Genomic DNA, 22,764 nt, shown 5'->3' with positions numbered 1-22,764 from the left:
GTTTATATACTTCCTTATATAGGAGGGTCATATTACTATCGACGTGACAACAGAGAAATGTAAGTATCTGTTGTCACCCGACACTATGTCGGACTAACGACAGATTGCGTTTATGCGTAATCTGCATAATGTAACGGCTTGACGCACAGGTCTACAATGACCTGACCGAACGTCTTCAAATAAGTGCAAGCCATTGTATAATCCAATAGGTTCGGTGAATAGAAGTTTAACAGGTTCGAAGCGATTCAATTTGGTTACAAGACTTCTTTATTCGTTAACGGATACCAACCCCGTAAAGAGTTGGTGAGTGGTTTTGTTAGCACCACTTCTGTTACGAAAGCTAACTCCCTCAATTAGGATTTGGCAGGTATCCCCGACACCTGCTGGGGACATGGTGAGGTGCCTCAAAAAAGCCTACCACTTAGGAGGCTGGTTATCAAAGGTCAGTCTCCCTTTTCATACATCATATATACACAATCATGAGAGAAAGAAATAAAGTAACTTGGTTTACAGACGAAGAGGATGAAATTATTAAGAAACAAATCGAGAAGAAAGGCCTCTCCGACCGGGCGAAGGGTGAGGCGACTATGATTCTCGTCCTTCAAGGAGGAAAGAATGAGTAAACCAAACCGACGAATCCGGGTATCCGTTGAGATTGAAGGAGAGAATGTAGGAAAACTGGAAGATTACATCGACCAGCACGAAGGCAAAGGCGGCTATGACGAGTATGGCAACTATCGGGATTACAGCTGGTACTTCAACAAGATAATCACCGAAACACTGGACGACTATGAGGACACGGCAGAGGGTTATGACGAATGAGTAACACCCTGCAAATACAGGAAACTGTCAAGATTCTGAAAAAGGACATTGACGGTCGTTCAATTGTCGCGTCGTGTGTTAGCCCCACAGAAAGCGGGGTTTCACTTTCCGTAGAGTTGGAAGATGGCGAGAAAGTGACACTTGGGTCAGTCTTTCGCGACCCTCCGGACAACGTTATCCCTCTATTTTACGCGGAAATGGAGAGGCAGCTATGACCTATCTTGACGACCTCCGAGAGTTAGAGGTAGAGTTGTCAGACTCTGGGAATTTACCTCATCTCCTCGATGGGATACGGCAGTCAATCGCACGACTCGAAGAGGATAGACGCACAGCAGTACAATTATCAGAATTTGAAGAAGAAGACAAGGAGAAATAGAGACATGAAAGGAAAAATCACAATCGCATTAGACGAAAAGACACGCAACCAACTACGAATAATCAGAGACGAGAAGTACGACGGACAGGAAGTTTCATTTCAGGAAACAATCGACCAACTCGTCAGTGAAGAAGTCGCGGAGTTGATGGAGACACGAGAGGCCATTGAAGCAAAGCAGGAGGACTTAGCAGAGTCCTTCGGTAACGGCGACACCACTTCCTCGAAGGAATCCACTTCAGACGACAGTGAGGTGGCTTCTAAGCAAGCTGAAGTTGCCTCGAAGATGTTTAACGGAGGAAAGTAGAATGCAGGGACGCAAGAAGGACGTTACCGTACCTAATTCACTCAATGCAGAGTTAACTCGTATGCGTCAAAACGGCGAATTAGATGAACTTCAAGAGAAGTACTCGAAGATGGTTGGCAGTAACAATACTGTCAAACTGTGGCTTATGGAGGCTGTAGCGGAAAAGGCCGTCCGTGACGGGATTGTTGAAGTGGATGACCCAGACGGAGAGATTTTCGTCACAATTGCAGGCGGTATCCAAAACGTCGAATCTGACGAGGACAAGGAACGCGACTCCTCCGGTCGATTCCAATAGAGAATGACCGAGTTTGTATCGGCAGAAGTAGAGTGTAGTCTAATCATTGGAGGGATGGACTACCTAACGACCGACCTTAACAGTAAGATTACCAACTTCAACGAGGTAGACCTCGTAGAGGCAACAGTCCTGCCGAAGGGCCACCTGTTTGAACCAGCAGAAGGCAATACGGCGACTGTCTACCTCGGAGGAGAGAAGATTTATACGGGATTCGTCGGTGACTCGAAGGACAACAGCAATGGGTCGTATGACATTAAGCTGTATAACGCGATTCATCGTCTGAAAACTGCGAGAGTAGACATTAGCGTAGACTCTCTTACTCCAGCCAGCGACCTCCTCGAAAACCACGTATTTCCTCAAGCAGGAATCGAGGACTACAACGTAGATTTTGCCTCTCCTGTAGAGTCTCGACTTGCACGCAAGCTTTCAAACGCTTCAGGGAATGACCTCCAGTTTGAGTCTTGCGTAGATTCTCCTCTCGTAATGGATAGGACGAATGCACCGGGAGACAAGGTAATGGAGGATATTTGCAGCCTTGTTAACGCGACTTGGTGGTGTGACGAAGACGGTATCTTACAGGTAGGAAAACCTGAAAACATCTACGTAGACGACGTTACTTTCGTCACAGACTGGAGTAAGGGCAAAGCGACACCTGCCTACGCTTCAGTGAAAGTCGTAGGAGACAACGTAGTGTCTGCCGAAGGCTGGGAAGGTCGTAATATGGTGTCTAAGGAGACTGCGAAGGCCGTTCGGTCGATTGATAACTATGCACAAGCGGCAGGAGTCTCCGAAGCTGAACACTCTAAGGCCAGAATGGATTTCGGCGTAGAGAAAGGCCTGCTAAAGGAACCAACCTATGTCCATAAGTCGAAGGACATTAAGACCTCAAAGCAAGCCGAAGCAGTTGCCAACCGACTGATTACGAAACTCATCCGACAAGCAGGACAAGGAGATATAACGGTGGTTGGTCGGAGTGATATTGCAGTAAATCAAGGTATCCGTTTGCCAGAGGAAATGTCAGGTACGGAATATCTTGTAGAAGGTATTGAGCATAGGGTATCAAACAGTGGTGGATGGGTAACTAAAATCCATCTTGCAGGTACTATTTCTTCGTGAGAAAGCCTGACGGTTTCCTTAGCCGCGCCGTGTGTTAGCTTCATCTCACAAGCAAATCCTCCTTGATTGAGCCTTACTGACGTAGCCAAAGCGTTCTGGTTGATGACCTGAACATTCACTTTCAATCATCCTTATATAATTGCATGAACTACCTACAATTGCGGGAGGAGAAACGGATGAGGTACGTAAAACCAATAGCTGTGCTGTTAACGCTCCTTATGGTAGGTGGAGTGGGAATTGCACCAGTGGCAGCAACGTCACACCAGTCGGCGAGTTCGTCAGTGAGCCAAACGCAAGTCGTAGACCAACAAAGCAGTAGTTCTCAATCGCACAACTACAACGGCGTGCAGATATCGGTGCAGAAGAACTACAATAAGCAAAAGGCGGTATCTCACGCCAGTAATTGGTGGCATCGAGGAGGCGGTGGCAGTAACGGCCCACCAACTCCGCCGCCAACCAGTGGTGACGATGCATGAGACACATTAGAATCCTCGCGGTGGTACTGACACTTCTGATGATAGGTGCGGTAGCTGCCGACCCAGTGGCGGCACGACCGCATCACTTTGCGAAATCATCAGTGAGCCACACGCAGGTTGTGAGTCAATGGAACGGTAATCACCAATCGCACAATTACGGCGGTGTGCAAGTGTCCGTGCAGAGCAACACGAATAGCCAGACAGCCGTGTCGAGTGCCGGGAATTACAACCATCAATCGAGTGATGATGATGGGGGCACTGGTGGCCCCGGTGGGAATCCGACTCAATAATCACGGCGACCTTCATTTTCGGTGGTTAACGGATTCACGAACCGTAATTTTCCGCACTAACCCCGTGCAAGGGCAAACAGTTTGCTCAAGGGGGTAGGGGTTAGATGTTGATGAGCGTCTGCAAACGGCTTATTAATATTCTTATTAGATAGCTGTCTTTTTCTCCTTATTCTGGGCAAAATCTACTCACTCATATTTTTTTGGAGTAGACTGGATAATATACTCATAGCTCAAGGGGGGGGAGTGGTACTCATTAACAAAGGGCAAATACTCTACGCTCACACAGGATTCTCTCGATTGAGCGGGGGGTGGTTGGTGGGCACAACTGTCAGATTTCTATATAAAGAATTCTATTCTTCGATTTCTTCGATGAAAAATTCTTTTGCTCGAAATCTCACTTGCTTCGAGGCGAGTTGGTTGTGGGAGAGAAGATAGCTTTAAGTTCCTTGCCGATTGATGGTAATACGTCGTAACCCGTAAGAAAACACGAACACCTTCTTCGAGGTCGAAAGCGACCGGTCGAGGGTGATGCCGCCGTAGAACGGCCCCGCGAAGTTCTCTCGGAACGCGTCGGAAAATCCTCGTTCGCGGAGGTACCCCTCGATGGACTCGTCCTCCCCCGAGAAGATTTCGCGGTTCGGCTTCCGGGCCAGTTCGCGGCGGAGTCGCAGGGTCCGCAGTTTGTCGCCGAGACGAACCTCGCGGTTCGCCATCGAACCGAACGCCGTACTCGGGTCGCGGACAGGGTCCGCCAAAACCGACCGTTCGCCGGGACGGGCGAGTACCGCACCCGGCGCGAAGCGGCGCAAATCGAGGTCGTCGTAGTCGAGTTCCCGCCGTGCCGCCGGGTAGGCGGTGAAGAGCACCTGAAACCCGCGGTCGAGGATGAATCCGTTTTCTCGTCGGCTTCGGACTCGACCCCCCACTTCGTCCTCGCGTTCGAACACCTGTACGTCGAGTCCCAATCGGGCGAGACGTCGGGCGGCCACGAGTCCCGCGAGTCCCGCCCCGGCGACGATAACCGTGGTCATACGAACTGGTCGGTCGTCGGTCCTAAACGTTTCTCGGCCGATCTGGTTGGGGTGGTGGTGCTACCGTTCGACGTTCAACGAACGAATCTTCTCCGCGAACTGCGTTCCGTCCGGTATCTCCTCCGGTGCGAACCACGAGACGTTCTCGATGGCCGCCGCAGTCGGGCGAATCTCGCCGCCGACCCGACGGGCGACGAATCCCGCCTGCAACACCGACATCGGCACGCCGTTTCCGTAGTCGAAGCGAAGCGTTTCGGTGAACAGCAGGTCGGTCACCTCGCACTCGATTCCGGTCTCCTCGTGTGTTTCCCGCTCGGCGGTTTCGGCGACCGATTCGTCTTCTTCCAGTTCGCTGTATTCTCCGTTCGCTATTTCCGAAGTGCGTAGCGCTTCGCCCTGCTCGCGGTATCCACCGCTCGCTGTCTTCGAGGTGCTACGCACCTCCCCCTTCCCTCCCGGTGGTTCCCACGCCGACGAGTGACCGGAGTCCTGCACCAACAGCACCCGTCCGTCCTCGACGACGAAACAGACCGCGACCCACGGAAAGACGTCGTCCGGCGTCGTCGGCGCGTCGTACTCCGGAACGTCCATCGTGGGGCGCACACGGTGAGGTGCGTCACCCCAGCGTTCCGTCAGCGATTCCCGGAGAACTTCGACGCGCGCGTCGAGAACGGACTGAACCCCATCCGGTTGCATGCCCGACAGTTGCGTGCAGGGGGCAAAAGGGGCGGGGGATGAACAGGGCTTAGTGTCCCGCCTGCCCACCATCGGACATGGAGACGACGGACGCATTCATCGGCCTGACGTGCGTAGACTGCGGCGAGACGTTCGACGCCGAGGTGGGGACACACCGCTGTCCCGACTGCGACGGCATCCTCGACCCGGACTACGACTACGACGAAATCGACGTGTCGCGTGCGGACTTCGAATCCCGACCGTTCGAGACGATGTGGAAATACGCGGAACTGCTTCCGTTCACCCGCGAATCGGCGGTGACGATGGACGAGGGCGCGACCGCGCTCGTGGAGTGTCCGAACCTCGCCGAGGAGATGGGCGTCGAACGCGTCCTGTTCAAGGACGAGGGGCGAAACCCGACGGGGACGTTCAAGGACCGCGGCCAGACGATGGCCGTGACGGCGGCGGCCCAACACGGTGCGTCGGACATCGCGCTCGCCTCGGCCGGAAACGCCGGACAGGCCGCCGCGGCGTACGCCGCTCGCGCCGACATCGAATCGCACGTCTTCCTCCCGACCCGCTCCGGATTCACCAACAAGGCGATGGTGAACGTCCACGGCGGCGACATGACCGTCGTCGAAGGCCGCATCGGCGACGCCGGTGCGGCCTACGCGGACGCGATGGAAGACGAGGACTGGTTCTCGGTGCAGACGTTCGTCACGCCCTACCGCCACGAGGGCAAGAAGACGATGTTCTACGAGATAGCCGAGCAGATGGACTGGGAGGTCCCCGACGCCATCGTCTACCCGACCGGCGGTGGCGTCGGTCTTGTCGGCATGCACAAGGCCGCAAAGGAGTTCCGCGATTTGGGACTCACCGACGACCTCCCGGCGATGTACGCCGCCCAAGCGACGGGGTGTGCGCCCATCGTGAAGGCGTGGGAAGAGGGCAAGGACGTTCACGAGGCGTGGGAAACGCCGGACACCATCTGCGGCGGCATCGAGATTCCCGACCCCGGCGCGAGTCCCATGATTCTGGATGCGCTCCGCGAGAGCGACGGCGGCGCGGTGGCGACCAGCGACGAGGACATCCTCGACTCGGCGGTCGCGGTCGCACAGAAGGAAGGTTTGGAGATGGGGGCGACCTGCGCCGCCGCCGCCAGCGGCGCGTGGGAACTCGCCCAGCAAGGGGAGTTCGACGAGGACGACACCGTCGTCATCCTCAACACCGGCGAAGGTAACAAGGACGACGACGTGCTCCGCAGTCACCTGATGGGAATGGGCGTCTAAGACAGGCCCCCCTCGTTTTCGACCAAAAGTTTATATCAGAAGCCGAAGCCAGTACGGCTCGGATGTGGAAAGAAAGGGCAGAGAACGACCGCTTGAGTTTCGATACGAGCGTTCCTCGAATCCGATTCCGACCCGTTCAGAGAAGGTCGCTCTCGACCAACCGCTCGACGGCTTCCTCGATTCTGTCGAGACTCGCCGCGTAGGAGATACGTGCGTAGCCGGGCGCGCCGAAGGCGCTGCCCGGAACCGTGGCGACGTGGGCCTGCTCCAGCGCATCCTCGCACCACTGCTGGTCGTCCGCTCGCGGGTCGCTTTGCTCCCCCCTCGCATCCGAGGCCCGTTGCGCCTCGCCCACCGGAATCATGAGATAGAACGCCCCGTCGGGCGTTCCGGCGTCCACGCCGTGCTGTTTCAGCAGGGCGACGAGGCGGTCACGGCGCTCGTGGAACGCCTCGACCATCTCGCTCACGTCGTCCTCGGTGTTCGCCAGCGCTTCGAGACCCGCGTGCTGGACGAAGTTCGTCGCCGCGGAGACGGAGTGTGAGTGCAGTTTCGCCGCCTCCGAGACGAACTCCTCCGGCGCGGCGAGGTAGCCGAGTCGCCAACCGGTCATGGAGTACGCCTTGGAGAAGCCGTTCACCGTTATCGTGCGCTCGAACATGCCGTCGAGGGTTCCGAGGCTGGTAAACTCCGCGCCGTAGGTGATCCGCTCGTAAATCTCGTCGCTGATGACGGTGATGTCGTGTTCGACCGCCAAGTCGCGGACGCCTTCCAGCGCGGCGTCGGAGTAGACCGCCCCGGTCGGGTTCGACGGCGAGTTGACGATGAGCAACTCGGTGTCGTCCGAGACGGCCTCGGCGAGGTCGTCGAGGCCCGGTTCGAGTTTGAAGTCGTGCGGCGCGAGGTCCACGCGGTTCAGGTCGCCGCCCGCGAGTTTGACCATCGCCTCGTAGGACACCCACGCCGGGTCGAGGAGGACGACCTCGTCCCCATCGTCGACGACGGTCTGTACGGTCTCGTAGAGCGCCTGCTTCGCGCCGGGGGTGACGATGACGTTGTCAGCCTCGTACGGGAGGCCGTCCCCCTGCAGTTTCTCCGCGATGGCCTCGCGGAGTTCGGGGACGCCCTTCGACGACGGATACCCGGTATGCCCTTCCTCCATCGCGGTTTCACACGCTTCCACGACGTTCGCCGGCGTCGGGAAGTCGGGTTCGCCGACGCTCAGGTCGATGACGTCCGCGCCATCCGCTTTCAGTTCCGACGCGAGGCTGCTGATAGCCAGCGTCGCGCTCGGTTCGACACGTTGAATCCTGTCCGAGAAGTCCATCATTGTAGTTCCTCCACTAAGTCGAGTGCACCTTCGACCGCCCGTGCACCGTAGTCGGTACGCTCGCGTGCTTCCGCCGCGGACATGCCGGGACCGGTGATACCGAGTGCGACCGGCGTGTCCCGGTTCAGGCTGACGTCGGTGAGCTTCTGCGTCGTTGCGGTCGTGATAACGTGGTCGTGGTCGGTGTCGCCGGTGATGACGGCACCGAGAACCGCAACCCCGTCGATGTCGTCCCGGCGGGCGAGGCGGTCCGCCGCGAGCGGCGAATCGTACGCACCGGGTACGTGTAGCGTTTCGACGATTTCCGCACCTCGCTCGGCGGCAGCCTCGCGCGCCGACTCCTCCATCTGCTCCGTTATCGGCGCGTTAAACTCCGCGACGACGAGTCCGAGCGTTACCATGTGTGGCGGGAGGCCAGCACGGCTAAAAGAACTACCGCTCTCCGCAAGGCTTGTATCCCCGCTGCGTCTTGAGGGGAAACAATGAGTTCGAGCGAACACCCGATTTCAGGGTGGACGACCCGAAATCGGGGTTTCGCTTCCGTTTGCGTCGTCACGGTTCTGGCGTTGGCGCTCCGCCTGTTCGCCCTCGGCGAGCGATTCGCCCACTGGGACGAAGCCCGCGTCGGCTACTGGATTCTCCGGTATCAGGAGAACGGCATCTGGAGCTATCACGCCACCATCCACGGGCCGTTTTTCCCGCAGGTGAACAGCGTCCTCTTCGAACTGTTCGGCGCGAGCGATTTCGTGGCCCGATTGCCCGTCGCGGTCATCACCGGACTGCTTCCGCTCTCGGCGTGGTTGTATCGCGACCATCTCCGGGACTCCGAAATGGTGGCACTTGCCCTCATCCTCGCCGTCAATCCGGTCGTCCTCTACTACTCGCGGGTCATGCGATACGACGTCCTCCTCGCGGCGTTCATGGTGTTCGCACTCGGGTTTTTCCTCCGTGCGCAGGCGAGTGGAAAAGCGCGATACCTGTACGCCGGAACGCTGACGCTGGCGCTCGGCTTTACGACGAAGGAGAACGCCCTGCTCTACGTCGCTTCGTGGGTCGGGGCCGCCGTTCTGCTGTTCGACCACCGATTACTCCTCGCACGCAATCACGACCGGGAATGGACGGAAACGTTCGCCGACACCGTCTCCGAGACGGGGCGGGGAGTCCTTCGGTTCGCCCCCCACATCGCCCTTTGCGTGGTGGAGTTCTTCGCGGTCATCGTCCTCTTCTACGCCCCGCGGGCGAACGGCACCAGCGGCCCGGGACTGTGGAAGGCGTTCTCGAATCCGGGAATGTTCGGCGCGGTGATTTCGGAGGCGACGCTCGGAACGTGGAACGAGTTCACCGGCCAGTGGGTCAAGAGCCAGGGTCACGCCTACCTCCCCTACCTCGAACACTTCATCACCGTCCTTGAACAGGGTGCGCTCGTCGTCGTCGTCCTCTCCGTTCTCGGCTTCATCGCGGCACGGTACGTCGATAACCGGCCGCGCGACCTCGTTTCGTTCGCGTTCTACTGGGGTGCGGTGAGCATCCTCGGCTACCCGCTCGTGACCGACATTCAGGCCGGGTGGGTGACCGTTCACGCCATCGTCCCGCTGGCGATTCCCGCGGCGGTCGGCGCGGGCGTCATCTACGACTGGGGTCGGGAAGCGTACGCGGACGACGACACGTTTTCGACGGGTGCCGCGGGTATCATCGCGCTCTTCTTCGTCGTACAGGTCGTATTTCCGGCGATAACCGTCGTCTATCTCCATCCGCAGGATGCGAACGCCCCCAAACTGTTCGGCGGCCAACGTCACAACGACATCGTGCAGTGGGGGCAACCCGCCGACGGCATCAAGCCGACGTTGGAGAAGGTCCAGCGCGTCTCGCAGGCGAACCGGGAAGGAACCGACGTGCTGTACTACGGCTATCTGAACGAGGACAGTTCGTACGTTTTCTACGTCCCGAACGAGGCGAACAACGACCGCTGGCCCCCGTCCAACAGTTGGTACAACCGCCTCCCGCTCCCGTGGTACACCGAGATGGTGGACGCGAACGTGGACAGCACGTTGAAGAACGAAACCCTCCAAGCCCGCCAACCACCGGTCGTCATCACCCGCACGTCGCGCAAGGGGGACGTCGGGAAGTACCTCGACGGTTACCGCGTCTACGACCACCATCTCACGCTCTGGGGTGCGCCCACGACGATATACATCAAAGACAGTGCGCTTCGGAAGGCGAACCGAGCCGCGCTGCCCGCAAACTGATACACGTTCGTGTTCATCCTTCGTCGTAGTTGGCAAATCTTATGCACCCACGGGGATAGGCTTCGGGTGATATGGTTACGGCATCACCGCTCACCCTCGGTGTCGTCGGCGGCGGGCAACTCGGTCGAATGCTCGCGGAGGCGGCATCGCCGCTCGGCGTCGAACTGGTCGTCCTCGACCCGACACCCGACTGTCCGGCGTCACCGGTCGCCCGCGACCAGATAGTCGGCGACTTCGACGACGAGGAGGCGATTCGAGAACTGGCCGAGCGAAGCGACGCGTTGACCTTCGAAATCGAACTCGCGGACCCCGACGTCCTCGAAGCGGTCGGCGAGGAGTTCGACGTACCGGTTCATCCCGACCCGGCGACGCTCCGGACCATTCAGGACAAACTCGTCCAGAAGCGTGCGCTGCAGGACCGCGGGATTCCGGTGCCCGACTTCCGACCCGTCGACTCCCGCGAGGACCTCCTCGAAGCGGGAGAGGAGTTCGGCTACCCGATGATGTTGAAAGCCCGCCGCGGCGGCTACGACGGGCGGGGCAACGTCCCCGTCGAGGACGAGGACGACGTGGACAACGCGCTCTCGCAGGTCTCGGGCGAGTTGATGGTCGAGGAGTTCGTCCCCTTCGAGCGCGAACTCTCGGTCATCGCCGTCAAGGGCGACGACGAGGTGGCGACGTTCCCCGTCGGGGAAAACGTTCACGAGGAGGAAATCCTCCGGCAGACCATCGTTCCCGCTCGGGCCTCCGACGAGGTTCGGGAACGCGCCGAGGACGTCGCCCGCGAGGTGTTGTCCGCTTTGTCGGGACGCGGAACGTACGGTATCGAGTTGTTCGAAGGGGAAGACGGTGAGATTTCGGTCAACGAAATCGCACCGCGGCCGCACAACTCCGGTCACTACACCATCGAGGGTGCGCTGACCTCGCAGTTCGAACAGCACGCCCGCGGCGTTCTCGGCTATCCGCTCGGGGCGACGGACCTCCGCAGTCCGGTCGTGAGTTCGAACATCCTCGGCGACGTCGACGAACCCGAATCCGCCGACCTCTCGGGGGTCGAAGGCGTGCTTTCGACCGACTGCGCGGCGTTCCACTGGTACGGCAAACGCGAGGTTCGCCCGCTCCGAAAGATGGGTCACGTCACGCTCGTCGGCGACGGCTTCGATACTGCCGACGAAGCGACGCTCACCGACTTGCTCGAAGAGGCGCGCGAACTCACCGACTCACTCACGTTCCAATGACCACCGCAGAATCCGTCACCACGCTCATCGAACAGTTCGAAGCCGAAGCGAACCGCGACCGACCGACGGAGGAGACGCCCGAAGTCGGCATCGTCATGGGAAGCGACTCCGACTTGAACGTGATGTCGGGGGCCTACGACGCGCTCACCGAACTCGGCTTCGAGGAAGTGACCGACGACGAGAATCCGCCGGACGCGCGGTTCACGTTCGAGACCTACGTCGTCTCGGCCCACCGGACCCCCGAGTTGATGTACAGTTACGCGAAGACGGCCGAGGCGCGCGGCTTAGATGTCATCATCGCCGGTGCGGGCGGCAAGTCGGCGGACCTGCCGAACATGACCGCATCGCTCGCGTACCCGCTCCCCGTCATCGGCGTTCCCGTGCAGGAGAAATCCGTCTCGTCGGTTATCGGGATGCCGACCGGCGCGCCCATCGTCGCCGTGGACGCGGGCAAGTCGTTCAACGCCGCGCTCTCGGCCGTGCAAATCCTCGCGCGCGAACACGACGACCTTCAGGAGCGACTCGTTTCATATCACGACGACTTACAGACGGACGTGGGGACCGTCTCACGCCGCCTTCACGAGGCGGGAACGCCTGCGTTCCGCGACGACGACTAACCGATATTTTCCCGTTCACTCCGCTCTTCTGAACAGTCGTTTCATCGGGGAGAAAGGGGGCGTTACTGAATAGAAAGCGTTAGTTACCCGAATGCGGGCAAGAGCGGCGCTGTCCGGCTATAATCTCAAGAATCAACGCTTATAGGGGTGCGCTCACAAAACACCGCCTGCTAGGAGAAAATCGGTAATGAATCCATGGGTAGCCATTGGCGCGCTAGTGCTCGTGGGACTCGCCATACCATTCAGTATGATGGCTGTGTCGAGTCTCCTCAGACCGAGCGTGCCTGAACAGGGAAAATCCGCCACCTACGAGAGCGGTGAAATTCCAACCGGGACGACGCGCATTCGGTTCAACATCCAATACTACATGGTTGCGCTGCTGTTCGTCGTCTTCGACATCGAGACGGTCCTCATCTTCCCTTGGACCGTCATCTATCGCAACGCTATCGACAGCGGTGTCAGCCTTGCGACGGTGCTCGTCCCGATGTTGGTCTTCATCGCGGTTCTCGTCGTCGGCCTCGCGTGGGCTTGGCGTAACGGAGCGGTGCGGTGGGTTCGTAGCCCCCGCGGAACGCAACGGAGTATGGAACAATGAGCAACGAACCACGGGAATACATACACGGTAGTACAGCACCCCAGACGAAGACCCGCGAGGCTCGGATGGGCGAGGGTGTCGATGACCGCTTCAACTCGAAACTTCGGGAGGCGTTCGGCGCGTCGCCGTTCATCCTCACGAAGTTCGACAAGTTCATGAACTGGGTGCGGGGGTCGTCGATGTTCATGCTGCAGTTCGGTATCGCTTGCTGTAGCATCGAGATGATGCACACCTACGCGGTCAAACACGATTTGGACCGCTTCGGGTCGGGTGTCCCGCGCGCGTCGCCGCGACAGGCCGACGTGATGATCGTCCCCGGGACGGTCGTCTCGAAGTTCGCGCCGCGGATGAAGCGCGTCTACGACCAGATGCCCGAACCCAAGTTCGTCGTGAACATGGGGTCGTGTGCCATCAGCGGTGGCCCGTTCCAGGAAGGGTACAACGTCATCAAGGGCGCGGAAGAGGTCATCCCAATCGACATTCACGTCCCGGGATGCCCGCCGCGACCGGAAGCACTCGTCTACGGCGTCGTCAAGCTCCAAGAGCGCATCGCCAACGGCGAGACCAGTCCGGTAACGGTCAAGCCCTACGAACTGGAACAGTTCAAGGACTTGGAACAGGACGAGTTGGTGGACACGCTCGCGGACCAGATCGACGAGGACTCGCTGGTCATGCGCTACAACTGGGCTGATTCACCATGAGTTCGCAACACGAAGTGCCGGCGGCGCAGGAACTCGACGGCGACCAACTCGCCGCCCTGCTCGGCGACCGCGTCATCGGTCGCGACGAGCATCTCAATGCGCCCGGATTCGTCGTTCGACCCGACGAAGTGCAGGACGCACTGACCATCCTGCGCGACGAGGCCGGATTCGACCACCTCTCGATGGTCACGGCACAGGACTACGAGGACCGCTACGAGAGCATCTACCATCTGAAGAAGTACGACGACCCGACGCAGGAAGTCAGCGTCGTCGTCCCGTCGCCGCGAGGTGCCCCAGCAAACCAGTCGGCTGAACCCGTCTACCGGGCCGCCGACTGGCACGAGCGGGAAGCGTACGACCTCGTCGGCATCGACTACGAGGGGCATCCCGACCTTCGTCGTATTCTCCTCCCCGAGACGTGGCAGGGACACCCCTTGGCGCAGAACTACGACCAAGACAGGCCACAGATCGTCTCGTTCAACGAGTACGAGAACCCGATTCAGGACGACCACTACGACCAAGAATCGGACACGATGTTCCTCAACATCGGCCCACACCACCCGGCGACACACGGTGTGTTGCACCTGAAGACGACGCTCGACGGCGAGCAAGTCGCGGACGTGGACCCCGACATCGGCTACCTCCACCGCTGTGAGGAGCAGATGGCCCAGAACGGAACCTACCGGCATCAAATCATGCCGTACCCCGACCGATGGGACTACGCGTCCGCTGGCCTGCTCAACGAGTGGGCCTACGCACGCGTGGCGGAGGACCTAAACGACCTCGACGTGCCGGAATACGCACAGATAATCCGGACGATGGGGGCCGAACTCTGCCGTATCGCGTCGCACATGCTTGCGCTCGGGACGTTCTGTCTCGACATCTACGGCGACTTCACTGCTATCTTCATGTACGCGATGCGCGACCGCGAAATCGTCCAGAACCTTCTGGAGGACTTGACCGGCCAGCGCATGATGTTCAACTACTTCCGCCTCGGCGGCGTCGTCTGGGACATCCCGGAACCGCGGGCGGAGTTCTTCGACAAGGTTCGGGACTTCCTCGACGGCCTCCCGGAGGCCTTGGAGGAGTACCACGACCTCATCACGGGCAACGAACTGTTCCAAATCCGAACCATCGGCACCGGGGAACTGGCCCCGGAAGTCGCTAAACAGTACGGCGTCACCGGTCCCGTCGCCCGCGCATCGGGCATCGACTACGACCTGCGCCGCGACGACCCGTACGGCTACTACGACCAACTCGATTGGAACGTCGTCACGGAAGACGGCTGTGACAACTACGCGCGCCTCCTCGTTCGGATGCGCGAAGTCGAGGAGTCGGCGAAGATAATCGAACAGTGTGTGGAACTGCTCGAGGACTGGCCCGAGGACGAACGCGAGATTCAGTCGAACGTCCCCCGGACCCTCAAACCGGAGGCGGACACGGAAACGTACCGCGCTGTGGAGGGCGCGAAAGGGGAACTCGGCATCTACATCCGCTCGGACGGGACGGACAAGCCCGGCCGATTCAAGATTCGAAGCCCGTGTTTCTGTAACCTCGCGGCGCTCGGCGAGATGTCCAACGGGGAGTACATCCCCGACCTCGTCGCCACGCTCGGCAGCCTCGACGTGATTCTCGGGGAGGTCGACCGATGAATCCGGTCCCGTTACAGGGGTCGAGTCCGGTCCTCCTGCCCGAACAGATCGCACGGGTGTTGGGCGGCAACAACCCCAGCGCGCCGATAGAGCTCCTCTCGGCGCTCATCGCGGCGGCCGTCATCGGCACCATCATGCTGACGATGACGGCGTTCGCGGGACCGTGGGCGAAACGGAAGATCACCGCGGCGTTCACGGACCGTATCGCGGTCAATCGTGTCGGGCCGTTCGGCCTGTTCATCATCGTGGCCGACGCGGTGCGATTGCTGTCGAAGGAACTCATCATCCCGGAGGGTGCAGACCGTCCGGCATTCGACCTCGCGCCCGTCGTCATGGCGGGTTCGGCGCTGCTCGGTTTTGCGGTCATTCCGATGGGTTCCCTTTTCGGCATCAATCTGCAACTCGCTGACCCCGAGACGGGGTTAGCGTACGTGTTCGCCGTCGCCTCCATCGCCACGCTCGGATTGGCGATGGGCGGCTACGCGTCGAACAACAAATTCTCGCTCCTCGGCGGCCTCCGCGCGGTGGCACAGAACATCGCGTACGAGATTCCGCTCGTCGTGACGGCCGCATCGGTCGTCCTCTTCACGGGGACGCTCCAGATGAGCCAAATCGTCGCCCAACAGCAGGAGACGCTCATCTCCATCGGCGGCATCGCGATTCCGTCGTGGTACGCGTTCGTGAACCCGTTCGCGTTCGTGCTGTTCCTCGCGGCGAACCTCGCGGAAGTCGGGCGTAACCCGTTCGACACGCCGGAAGCGCCGACGGAAATCGTCGCCGGATACCAGACGGAGTACTCCAGCGTGTACTTCGTGCTGTTCTACCTCGGCGAGTTCATCCACATCTTCCTCGGCGGTGCGATAATCGCCACGCTGTTCCTCGGCGGTCCGTCCGGTCCCGCATCGGGGTCCATCGGATTCGTCTGGTTCACGGTGAAGATCTGGGCGGTGTTCCTGTTCACGCAGTGGGCGCGTTCGGCGCTCCCGCGTGTTCGCATCGACCAACTCATCGAAATCGGTTGGAAGGGCATGCTGGTGCTCTCGTTCGCCAACCTGGTTCTCACGGCCATCATCGTGGGGGTGGTGCTATGATCGGACTACTCAAATCGATGGCAACGACGATGAAGCACGCACTGGACGGCTCGACGTTCACGGTCGAATACCCGGACGTCGCGCCCGAAGTAAGCCCACGCTTCCGTGGGATTCACAAGTTCAGCCAAGAGCGCTGTATCTGGTGTCGCCAGTGTGAGAACGTCTGTCCGAACGATACGATCCAGATCGTTCAGGACGACCAGCGCAACGGCGAGCAGTACAACCTCCACGTCGGTCAGTGCATTTACTGCCGACTCTGTGAGGAAGTGTGCCCGGTCGACGCCATTCTGCTCACCCAGAACTTCGAGTTCACGGGTGACACGAAGGACGACTTGGTGTACAACAAAGAACAGTTGAAGAACGTCCCCTGGTACAAAGACATCGACCCACTCGAATCGCGTGAACCGGACCGTAGCGCGTGGATAGGAGAGGGCGAAGGAGCAGTCGATTACCAGTAATCACGCCCGTCTCGAAATCTTGAAAGGGCGTTTACCCAAACCCAAAGGTGACTGAAATGGCATATGAAATGATCGCGTTCGCGTTGTTCGCCATCCTAACGGTGGCGAGTAGCGTGGGCGCCGTCCTGGTGCGGGACGTGTGGCATTCGGCGTTGTTGCTCGGCCTTTCGTTGCTGAGCTTCGCCATCCATTACGTTATGTTACAGGCGGAATTCGTTGCGGCGATGCAGATCCTCGTCTACGTGGGCGGGGTTCTCATCCTGATAACGTTCGCCGTCATGCTCACACGTCATTCAAGTACAGAGGAGGTGACTAACGCATGACATCACGGCCACGAATGCGTGACCCAAGCACGATGCTTCCCGGCGTCGTCGCGGTGGCGCTGTTCGCCATCCTCGCTGTGGTGTTCCTCGGCGCGTCGTTCGGCGACGCAAGCGGCTTCGCGAACGGAGCCAACATCACGGCGAGCATCGGCTATGCGATGTTCAACATCGGAAACGTCGGCGGTGACGCGCTCGTCCAAAGCGAGGGATTCCTCGTCGCGTTCGAGATTATCGACCTCGTGCTCGTCGCGGCGCTGGTGGGTGCGGTGATGCTCGCCACCCGCGACGACGACGATAGCAGCGAGTCTTCGTCGGCGGTCCTCGCCGACGGCGGTCGAAACACGGGAGGTGACGAGGAGTAATGGTGCCTGTCCAATACTACCTGTTGCTCTCCGCCGCCGTGTTCTGTTCGGGGCTGTTCGGTATCCTGACCCGAAAGAACGCGCTGATGTTCCTCATCAGCGTCGAGCTGATGCTGAACGCGGCGAACATCAACCTGGTCGCGTTCTCCAGCTATCACGGCAACCTGACCGGACAGACGTTCAGTCTGTTCACGCTGGCGCTCGCCGCCGCGGAAGTCGCAGTGGGAATCGGTATCATCCTCGTGCTGTATCGTAACTTCAACGACGTGGACGTGTCCCAAGCGACGACTATGAGGTGGTAACAATGGCGGCAACAGCATTCCAACTGGCACCGGTAATCGCACTCCTGCCGTTCGTATCGTTCCTGATCGCACTGTTCGGCGGCGAGTACGCCCGCAAGATGCTACCCAAGGGTGGCGCGATTCCGGGCATCGTCGCGACTGCCGGGTCGCTCCTCCTGTCGCTGTGGGTCTTCCTCACGGTGTCGGGTGGCGAATCCTACCACGAGACCATCGTGTGGGTCGAAGGCCTCGAAACCTTCAACCTGCACTTCGGAATCTTCCTCGACCCGCTGTCGGCGATGATGCTCGTCATCGTCTCGCTGGTCGCGTGTCTCGTGCACATCTTCAGCCTCGGATACATGAACGACGAGGGCGAAACCGGCCTGCCGCGGTATTACGCCGGTCTCGGCCTGTTCACCTTCAGCATGCTCGCGTTCGTCTTCTCGGACAACCTGCTGATGGCGTTCATGTTCTTCGAACTCGTCGGCCTGTGTTCGTACCTGCTCATCGGGTTCTGGTTCCGCGAACCGGGCCCACCGAGCGCCGCGAAGAAGGCGTTCCTCGTCACCCGGTTCGGTGACTACTTCTTCCTCGTCGGCGTGGTGGCCGTGTTCGCAACCTTCGGCACGGCACAGTTCGCGGGCGACCACTCGTTCGTTCACATGGCGGGACAGGCCCTCGGTCACGGCGAGGGCGGTGCGGGCAGTGCGGGCGAAGTAACGACTCTCTTCGGTCTCGAACCCGAGATGTGGTTCAACATCGTCGGCCTGCTCGTGTTGGGCGGCGTTATCGGGAAATCGGCGCAGTTCCCGCTTCACACGTGGCTCCCCGACGCGATGGAAGGTCCGACACCCGTCTCCGCACTGATTCACGCGGCGACCATGGTTGCCGCGGGTGTCTACCTCGTCGCGCGGATGTACGGCTTCTACGCCCTGCTCCCGCAGGTGCTCACCATCATCGCGCTCATCGGCGGCTTCACCGCGCTGTTCGCGGCGACGATGGGCGTCGTCAAACGCGAAATCAAACAGGTGCTCGCGTACTCCACCATCTCCCAGTACGGGTACATGATGCTCGCGCTCGGGTCGGGTGGCTACGTCGCGGCGACCTTCCACCTGATGACCCACGCCTTCTTCAAGGCGCTCCTGTTCCTCGGAGCGGGGTCGGTCATCATCGCCATGCACCACAACGAGGACATGTGGGACATGGGCGGTCTCAAGGACCGGATGCCCGTGACCTACTGGACGTTCCTCGCCGGGTCGCTCGCGCTCGCGGGTATCTTCCCGTTCGCCGGGTTCTGGTCGAAGGACGAGGTGCTCTACGCGGCGCTCAGTCACGGGCTTGGCGGTAATCCGGCCCTGCTGGTCGCCTACGCGATGGGTCTCATCGCCGTGTTCTTCACCGGCTTTTACACCTTCCGGATGGTCTTCCTGACCTTCCACGGTGAACCCCGGAGCGACACGGCACGGAAACCACACGGCGTGCACTGGAACGTGAAGTTCCCGCTCGTCGTCCTCGGTATCCTCGCCACCGTCATCGGATTCACCAACATGACCGTCCTGGCGGAGGCGCTCCACATCGAAAACATCGAGTTCCTCCACATGTGGCTCAACGGTCCGATTACCGAAACCGCTGCACACCACTACGAGGAACTCGTCGTCGGGTCCTACGGCGAAGCACAGGCGTTCTCGGCGCTAGTCTCCGGCGGCGTGTCGCTCGCGTTCGCACTCGCCGGTCTCGGGTTGGCGTGGGCGCTGTACAACGTCCCGGAACCCGTCGAACACACGGACAAGTTGGGCAGCGCGAAGACGCTCCTGTTCAACAACTACTACCAGGACGAGTATCAGGTCTGGCTCGCGAACGGGGTCACGCTCCCCATCTCGCGCGCGGCGGACAAGTTCGACCAAGGCGTCATCGACGGCGTGGTCAACGGCGTCTCCAGCGTGAGCCTGTTCGGCGGAAGCCGAGTGAAGCGCATCCAGAGCGGTGTCGTGACGAACTACGCGCTGTTGCTCACGCTGTCGTTCGTCGTCCTGCTTCTCGTCCTCGGATTCACGGGAGGTTGGTTCTAGATGATAGTCGAAGCACTTCTCGCGGTAACCTTGGTGAGCGCGTTCGCGGTGTTCCTTGCGCCGGACAAAATCGCAGGGAAACTCGCGTTCGTGCTGAGCCTGCTCCCCGCGGCCGGGAGCATCTGGATGTACAGTGCCTTCGACGGCAGCGGGAACGCCCTCTTGTCGGGCGGAACCCTCGCCTTCGAAGAGACGTTCAAGTGGGCCTCGTTCGGTCCCTACGCGCTGAACTGGCACGTCGGACTCGACGGCATCAGCATGCCGTTGTTGGTGTTGACGACGGTGCTCACGCCGCTCGCGATTCTGGCGGCGTGGACGCCGATTCAGTCGCGCCAGAGCCAGTTCTTCGGTCTGATGCTCTTCATGGAGATGAGCCTCCTCGGCGTCTTCTCGGCGCTCGACTTCTTCATCTGGTTCGTCTTCTGGGAGATGGTGCTGGTTCCGATGTACTTCCTCATCGGCATCTGGGGCGGCCCGCGGCGCAAGTACGCGGCGATCAAGTTCTTCGTGTACACCAACGTCGCCTCGCTGCTGATGTTCATCGGGTTCATCGGCCTCGTCTTCGGACTGGGTGATTCCATCACCTCACTCGATATGCCCGCCATCGCACAGGCGTTGAACAGCGGGCAGTTGGGAAGCCTCGGCGGCATCGACGCGGGCACGCTGAAAGTCCTCGCGTTCTTCGCGATGTTCATCGGATTCGGCGTGAAGGTCCCGATAGTTCCGTTCCACACGTGGCTGCCGGACGCCCACGTCGAGGCACCGACGCCGGTGTCCATCATGCTGGCGGGCGTCATGCTGAAGATGGGTACCTACGCGCTGCTCCGATTCAACTTCACCATGCTTCCCGGCGTGGCGAAGGACTACGCGTTCATCATCGCCCTCGTGGCGGTCGTGAGCGTCATCTACGGTGCGCTCCTCGCGTTGGCTCAGTCCGATCTGAAGCGTATCGTGGCGTACTCCTCGGTTTCCTCGATGGGGTACGTCATCCTCGGACTCGTCGCGTTCAACATGTACGGCGTCGGCGGTGCGACCTTCCAGATGGTCGCCCACGGTCTCATCTCGGGACTGATGTTCATGGCGGTCGGCGTCATCTACAACACCACCCACACCCGGATGGTCTCGGACATGTCCGGACTCGCGGACAAAATGCCGGTGACGGTCGCGGTGTTCGTCGCGGGCGCGTTCGGCTACATGGGCCTGCCGCTGATGGCCGGCTTCGCGGCGGAGTTCTTCATCTTCGTCGGCGCCTTCCATTCGACCGTGCTCGCGGGCAACGCGCTCGCGCTGTTCACGGCGGCAGCGATGTTCGGCATCGTCATCGTGGCGGGCTACCTGCTGTTCGCCATGCAGAGAACGCTGTTCGGGCCGTTCCGGCTCGAAACCGACTACGAGGTCGGCCGCGCGGCGTTCCACGACGTCGCGCCCCTCGTGGTCCTCATCCTGCTGGTCATCCTGTTGGGTGTTCAACCGAACATCTTCTACCACATGATTCAGGACGCCGTGGGTGAAATGGCGCTCCTCGCCGGAGGTGGTGCCTGATGGCGGCACTCGCGTGGCCCGACTGGGCCGCACTCGCGCCCGCCATCGTCCTCGGCCTGACGGCGCTGCTGTTGTTGGTCGTGGACAGTATCTACCCGCACACGCGGGACAACCCGATTCTCGCGGGTATCTCGACGCTCGGCGCGGTCGTCGCTGGCGGTCTGGCGGCGTGGTTCCTCGCCTCCGGTACGGGCGAGAACCCCATCTCGCTCTACGGGAGCGCGATGGTCGTCGACACGATGAGCCTGTTCTTCGTGCTCATCTTCACCAGCGTCACGGCGCTGGTCAGCGTCGCGAGCTACGATTACCTGAAGGGCAACTCGTATCAGGCGGAGTACTACACGCTGGTCGTCCTCGCGGCGACAGGGATGACGCTGATGGCGAGTTCGAACAGTCTCGCCACGGTGTTCATCAGCCTCGAACTGGCCAGCCTCCCGTCCTACGCGCTCGTCGCGGTGCTGAAGAAGAACCGCGGAAGCGTCGAGGCGGGTCTCAAGTACTTCCTCATCGGTGCGCTCTCGTCGGCCATCTTCGCCTACGGTATCAGTCTCGTGTACGGCGTCACCGGACACCTGCAACTGGACCTCATCGCGTCCGCGCTCGGAAGCGGTTTCGAAGGTCTAGGCGGCGTGCTCGGTATCGGCGTGCTGATGGTGCTCGGTGGCTTCGCGTTCAAGACGGCCTCCGTGCCGTTCCACTTCTGGGCACCGGAAGCCTACGAAGGCGCGCCCGCACCGATTTCGGGCTTCCTTTCGTCGGCCTCGAAGGCCGCCGGGTTCGCTGTCGCCTTCCGAGTCTTCGTCACCGCGTTCCCGATCGGCGAGGTTGGCTCCACCATCGACTGGGTGTTGGCCTTCCAGATTCTCGCCATCGTCACGATGACGCTCGGGAACTTCGCGGCAGCCACGCAGGACAAGGTGAAACGGATGCTCGCGTACTCGTCCATCGGACACGCGGGCTACGTGCTCATCGGACTCGCCGCGCTCACGGGCGGTAACAACGACTGGGTGATGGGCGGTGCGATGCTCCACCTGCTCGTCTACGGCTTCATGAACACGGGTGCGTTCCTGTTCATCGCGCTGGTCGAAAACTGGGGCGTCGGCAAGACGTTCGAAGACTACAACGGACTGTCGGAGAAGGCTCCCATCGCTTGCCTCGCCATGACCGTCTTCCTGTTCAACCTCGCCGGTCTCCCGGTCGGTGCAGGGTTCATGAGCAAGTACATCCTGTTCGGTGCCGCGGTCGGCGCCGGATTCTGGTGGCTCGCAGCGGTCGGCGCCATCAACAGCGCGCTGTCGCTGTTCTACTACAGTCGCGTCGTGAAGGCGATGTGGATAGAGGACCCGGAGGGCGAGTTTACGATTCGAAGCACGCCGACCGGCCTCTACGTGGCCGTCGTCGCGGCCGCGGTCATGACGGTCGCGTTGCTGTTCGCGTTCGGGCCCGTGGCGGACACGGCGTACAACGCCGCCGCCGCGCTGTTCGCCTGAACACCACAGAAATTCGTTTTCGGTCTCGTTTTTCGCGTTTCGACGTTTCTCCACGCCCCCTGTCGAGCGACAGCGGAAGACATTTATCCGGTTCC

Annotated in this window: 23 protein-coding genes and 1 pseudogene; 20 read left to right on the top strand and 4 right to left on the bottom strand. The window is 60.2% G+C overall.

Translation table 11 applies throughout. From position 1 onward, the window contains the following. Positions 1-615: 615 nt before the first annotated feature. The 5 genes from AC1XDK_RS07335 (at position 616) to AC1XDK_RS07315 (ending at position 2,913) form a co-directional block, all read left to right on the top strand. On the top strand, positions 616-822 hold the full coding sequence (locus AC1XDK_RS07335) for a hypothetical protein (RefSeq protein ID WP_483349168.1): 207 nt from the start codon (positions 616-618) through the stop codon (positions 820-822). Positions 823-1,033: 211 nt separating this feature from the next. Next, positions 1,034-1,198 (top strand): hypothetical protein, encoded by a 165-nt coding sequence (locus AC1XDK_RS07330; protein WP_483349167.1) that lies wholly within the window; start codon positions 1,034-1,036, stop codon positions 1,196-1,198. Between the two features lie 4 nt (positions 1,199-1,202). Continuing rightward, positions 1,203-1,502, top strand: a complete 300-nt coding sequence (locus AC1XDK_RS07325) for a hypothetical protein (protein WP_483349166.1) — start codon at positions 1,203-1,205, stop codon at positions 1,500-1,502. A 1-nt stretch (position 1,503) separates the two neighbouring features. Further along, entirely contained in the window at positions 1,504-1,797 is a 294-nt protein-coding gene (locus tag AC1XDK_RS07320) for a hypothetical protein (RefSeq protein ID WP_483349165.1), read from the top strand. Between the two features lie 3 nt (positions 1,798-1,800). Further along, on the top strand, positions 1,801-2,913 hold the full coding sequence (locus AC1XDK_RS07315) for a hypothetical protein (protein ID WP_483349163.1): 1,113 nt from the start codon (positions 1,801-1,803) through the stop codon (positions 2,911-2,913). 1,242 nt (positions 2,914-4,155) lie between these two features. On the opposite strand, the pseudogene AC1XDK_RS07310 reads toward AC1XDK_RS07315, so the two are convergent. After that, positions 4,156-4,710: pseudogene (locus AC1XDK_RS07310) on the bottom strand (FAD-dependent oxidoreductase); the annotation flags it as partial. Positions 4,711-4,770: 60 nt separating this feature from the next. Beyond that, positions 4,771-5,406 (bottom strand): NUDIX hydrolase, encoded by a 636-nt coding sequence (locus AC1XDK_RS07305; protein WP_483349162.1) that lies wholly within the window; start codon positions 5,404-5,406, stop codon positions 4,771-4,773. A gap of 77 nt (positions 5,407-5,483) precedes the next feature. Between AC1XDK_RS07305 and AC1XDK_RS07300 the strand changes: the two genes are divergently transcribed. After that, entirely contained in the window at positions 5,484-6,674 is a 1,191-nt protein-coding gene (locus tag AC1XDK_RS07300; protein WP_483349161.1) for a threonine synthase, read from the top strand. A 136-nt stretch (positions 6,675-6,810) separates the two neighbouring features. Here AC1XDK_RS07300 and AC1XDK_RS07295 read toward each other — a convergent pair whose 3' ends face one another. Both AC1XDK_RS07295 and ribH read right to left on the bottom strand, forming a co-directional pair. Then, on the bottom strand, positions 6,811-8,001 hold the full coding sequence (locus tag AC1XDK_RS07295) for a pyridoxal phosphate-dependent aminotransferase (protein WP_483349848.1): 1,191 nt from the start codon (positions 7,999-8,001) through the stop codon (positions 6,811-6,813). Further along, the gene (ribH, locus tag AC1XDK_RS07290; protein WP_007978272.1) at positions 8,001-8,405 is read right to left on the bottom strand and encodes a 6,7-dimethyl-8-ribityllumazine synthase; all 405 of its coding nucleotides are present in this window, start codon (positions 8,403-8,405) and stop codon (positions 8,001-8,003) included. The genes AC1XDK_RS07295 and ribH overlap by 1 nt, the downstream gene beginning before the upstream one ends. 81 nt (positions 8,406-8,486) lie before the next feature. Here ribH and AC1XDK_RS07285 point away from each other — a divergent pair, with 81 nt between their 5' ends. The 14 genes from AC1XDK_RS07285 to AC1XDK_RS07220 all read left to right on the top strand — a co-directional run bounded on the left by AC1XDK_RS07285 (position 8,487) and on the right by AC1XDK_RS07220 (position 22,669). Further along, on the top strand, positions 8,487-10,250 hold the full coding sequence (locus AC1XDK_RS07285) for a flippase activity-associated protein Agl23 (RefSeq protein ID WP_483349160.1): 1,764 nt from the start codon (positions 8,487-8,489) through the stop codon (positions 10,248-10,250). A 71-nt stretch (positions 10,251-10,321) separates the two neighbouring features. Next, positions 10,322-11,488 carry a 5-(carboxyamino)imidazole ribonucleotide synthase gene (locus AC1XDK_RS07280; RefSeq protein ID WP_483349159.1) on the top strand — a complete coding sequence of 389 codons (1,167 nt, stop codon included), beginning with the start codon at positions 10,322-10,324 and terminating at the stop codon, positions 11,486-11,488. After that, positions 11,485-12,105, top strand: a complete 621-nt coding sequence (purE, locus tag AC1XDK_RS07275; protein WP_483349158.1) for a 5-(carboxyamino)imidazole ribonucleotide mutase — start codon at positions 11,485-11,487, stop codon at positions 12,103-12,105. Before AC1XDK_RS07280 ends, purE begins: the two co-directional genes overlap by 4 nt. A gap of 187 nt (positions 12,106-12,292) precedes the next feature. Beyond that, a complete protein-coding gene (locus tag AC1XDK_RS07270) occupies positions 12,293-12,700 on the top strand; it encodes an NADH-quinone oxidoreductase subunit A (protein WP_007978281.1) in 408 nt (135 codons plus the stop codon). Then, a complete protein-coding gene (locus AC1XDK_RS07265; RefSeq protein WP_483349157.1) occupies positions 12,697-13,401 on the top strand; it encodes an NADH-quinone oxidoreductase subunit B in 705 nt (234 codons plus the stop codon). Before AC1XDK_RS07270 ends, AC1XDK_RS07265 begins: the two co-directional genes overlap by 4 nt. Then, positions 13,398-15,053, top strand: a complete 1,656-nt coding sequence (locus AC1XDK_RS07260; RefSeq protein WP_483349156.1) for an NADH-quinone oxidoreductase subunit D — start codon at positions 13,398-13,400, stop codon at positions 15,051-15,053. The genes AC1XDK_RS07265 and AC1XDK_RS07260 overlap by 4 nt, the downstream gene beginning before the upstream one ends. Further along, positions 15,050-16,144, top strand: coding sequence for a complex I subunit 1/NuoH family protein (locus tag AC1XDK_RS07255; RefSeq protein ID WP_483349155.1), 1,095 nt, complete (start codon positions 15,050-15,052; stop codon positions 16,142-16,144). Before AC1XDK_RS07260 ends, AC1XDK_RS07255 begins: the two co-directional genes overlap by 4 nt. Next, on the top strand, positions 16,141-16,602 hold the full coding sequence (locus AC1XDK_RS07250; RefSeq protein WP_483349154.1) for a NuoI/complex I 23 kDa subunit family protein: 462 nt from the start codon (positions 16,141-16,143) through the stop codon (positions 16,600-16,602). The genes AC1XDK_RS07255 and AC1XDK_RS07250 overlap by 4 nt, the downstream gene beginning before the upstream one ends. Positions 16,603-16,658: 56 nt before the next feature. Beyond that, positions 16,659-16,925 carry an NADH-quinone oxidoreductase subunit J gene (locus AC1XDK_RS07245; protein ID WP_483349153.1) on the top strand — a complete coding sequence of 89 codons (267 nt, stop codon included), beginning with the start codon at positions 16,659-16,661 and terminating at the stop codon, positions 16,923-16,925. Further along, positions 16,922-17,287 (top strand): proton-conducting membrane transporter, encoded by a 366-nt coding sequence (locus tag AC1XDK_RS07240; RefSeq protein WP_483349152.1) that lies wholly within the window; start codon positions 16,922-16,924, stop codon positions 17,285-17,287. The genes AC1XDK_RS07245 and AC1XDK_RS07240 overlap by 4 nt, the downstream gene beginning before the upstream one ends. Continuing rightward, positions 17,287-17,589: an NADH-quinone oxidoreductase subunit NuoK gene (gene nuoK / locus AC1XDK_RS07235; RefSeq protein ID WP_483349151.1), complete on the top strand. Its 303-nt coding sequence runs from the start codon at positions 17,287-17,289 to the stop codon at positions 17,587-17,589. Before AC1XDK_RS07240 ends, nuoK begins: the two co-directional genes overlap by 1 nt. Before the next feature lie 2 nt (positions 17,590-17,591). Then, the gene (nuoL, locus tag AC1XDK_RS07230) at positions 17,592-19,637 is read left to right on the top strand and encodes an NADH-quinone oxidoreductase subunit L (RefSeq protein WP_483349150.1); all 2,046 of its coding nucleotides are present in this window, start codon (positions 17,592-17,594) and stop codon (positions 19,635-19,637) included. Next, the gene (locus tag AC1XDK_RS07225) at positions 19,638-21,179 is read left to right on the top strand and encodes a complex I subunit 4 family protein (protein ID WP_483349149.1); all 1,542 of its coding nucleotides are present in this window, start codon (positions 19,638-19,640) and stop codon (positions 21,177-21,179) included. Further along, positions 21,179-22,669 (top strand): NADH-quinone oxidoreductase subunit N, encoded by a 1,491-nt coding sequence (locus tag AC1XDK_RS07220; RefSeq protein WP_483349148.1) that lies wholly within the window; start codon positions 21,179-21,181, stop codon positions 22,667-22,669. Before AC1XDK_RS07225 ends, AC1XDK_RS07220 begins: the two co-directional genes overlap by 1 nt. Positions 22,670-22,764: the final 95 nt, after the last annotated feature.

Source organism: Haladaptatus sp. HS23, assembly GCF_056892285.1.
This window is presented reverse-complemented; position numbering and strand designations above follow the sequence as displayed.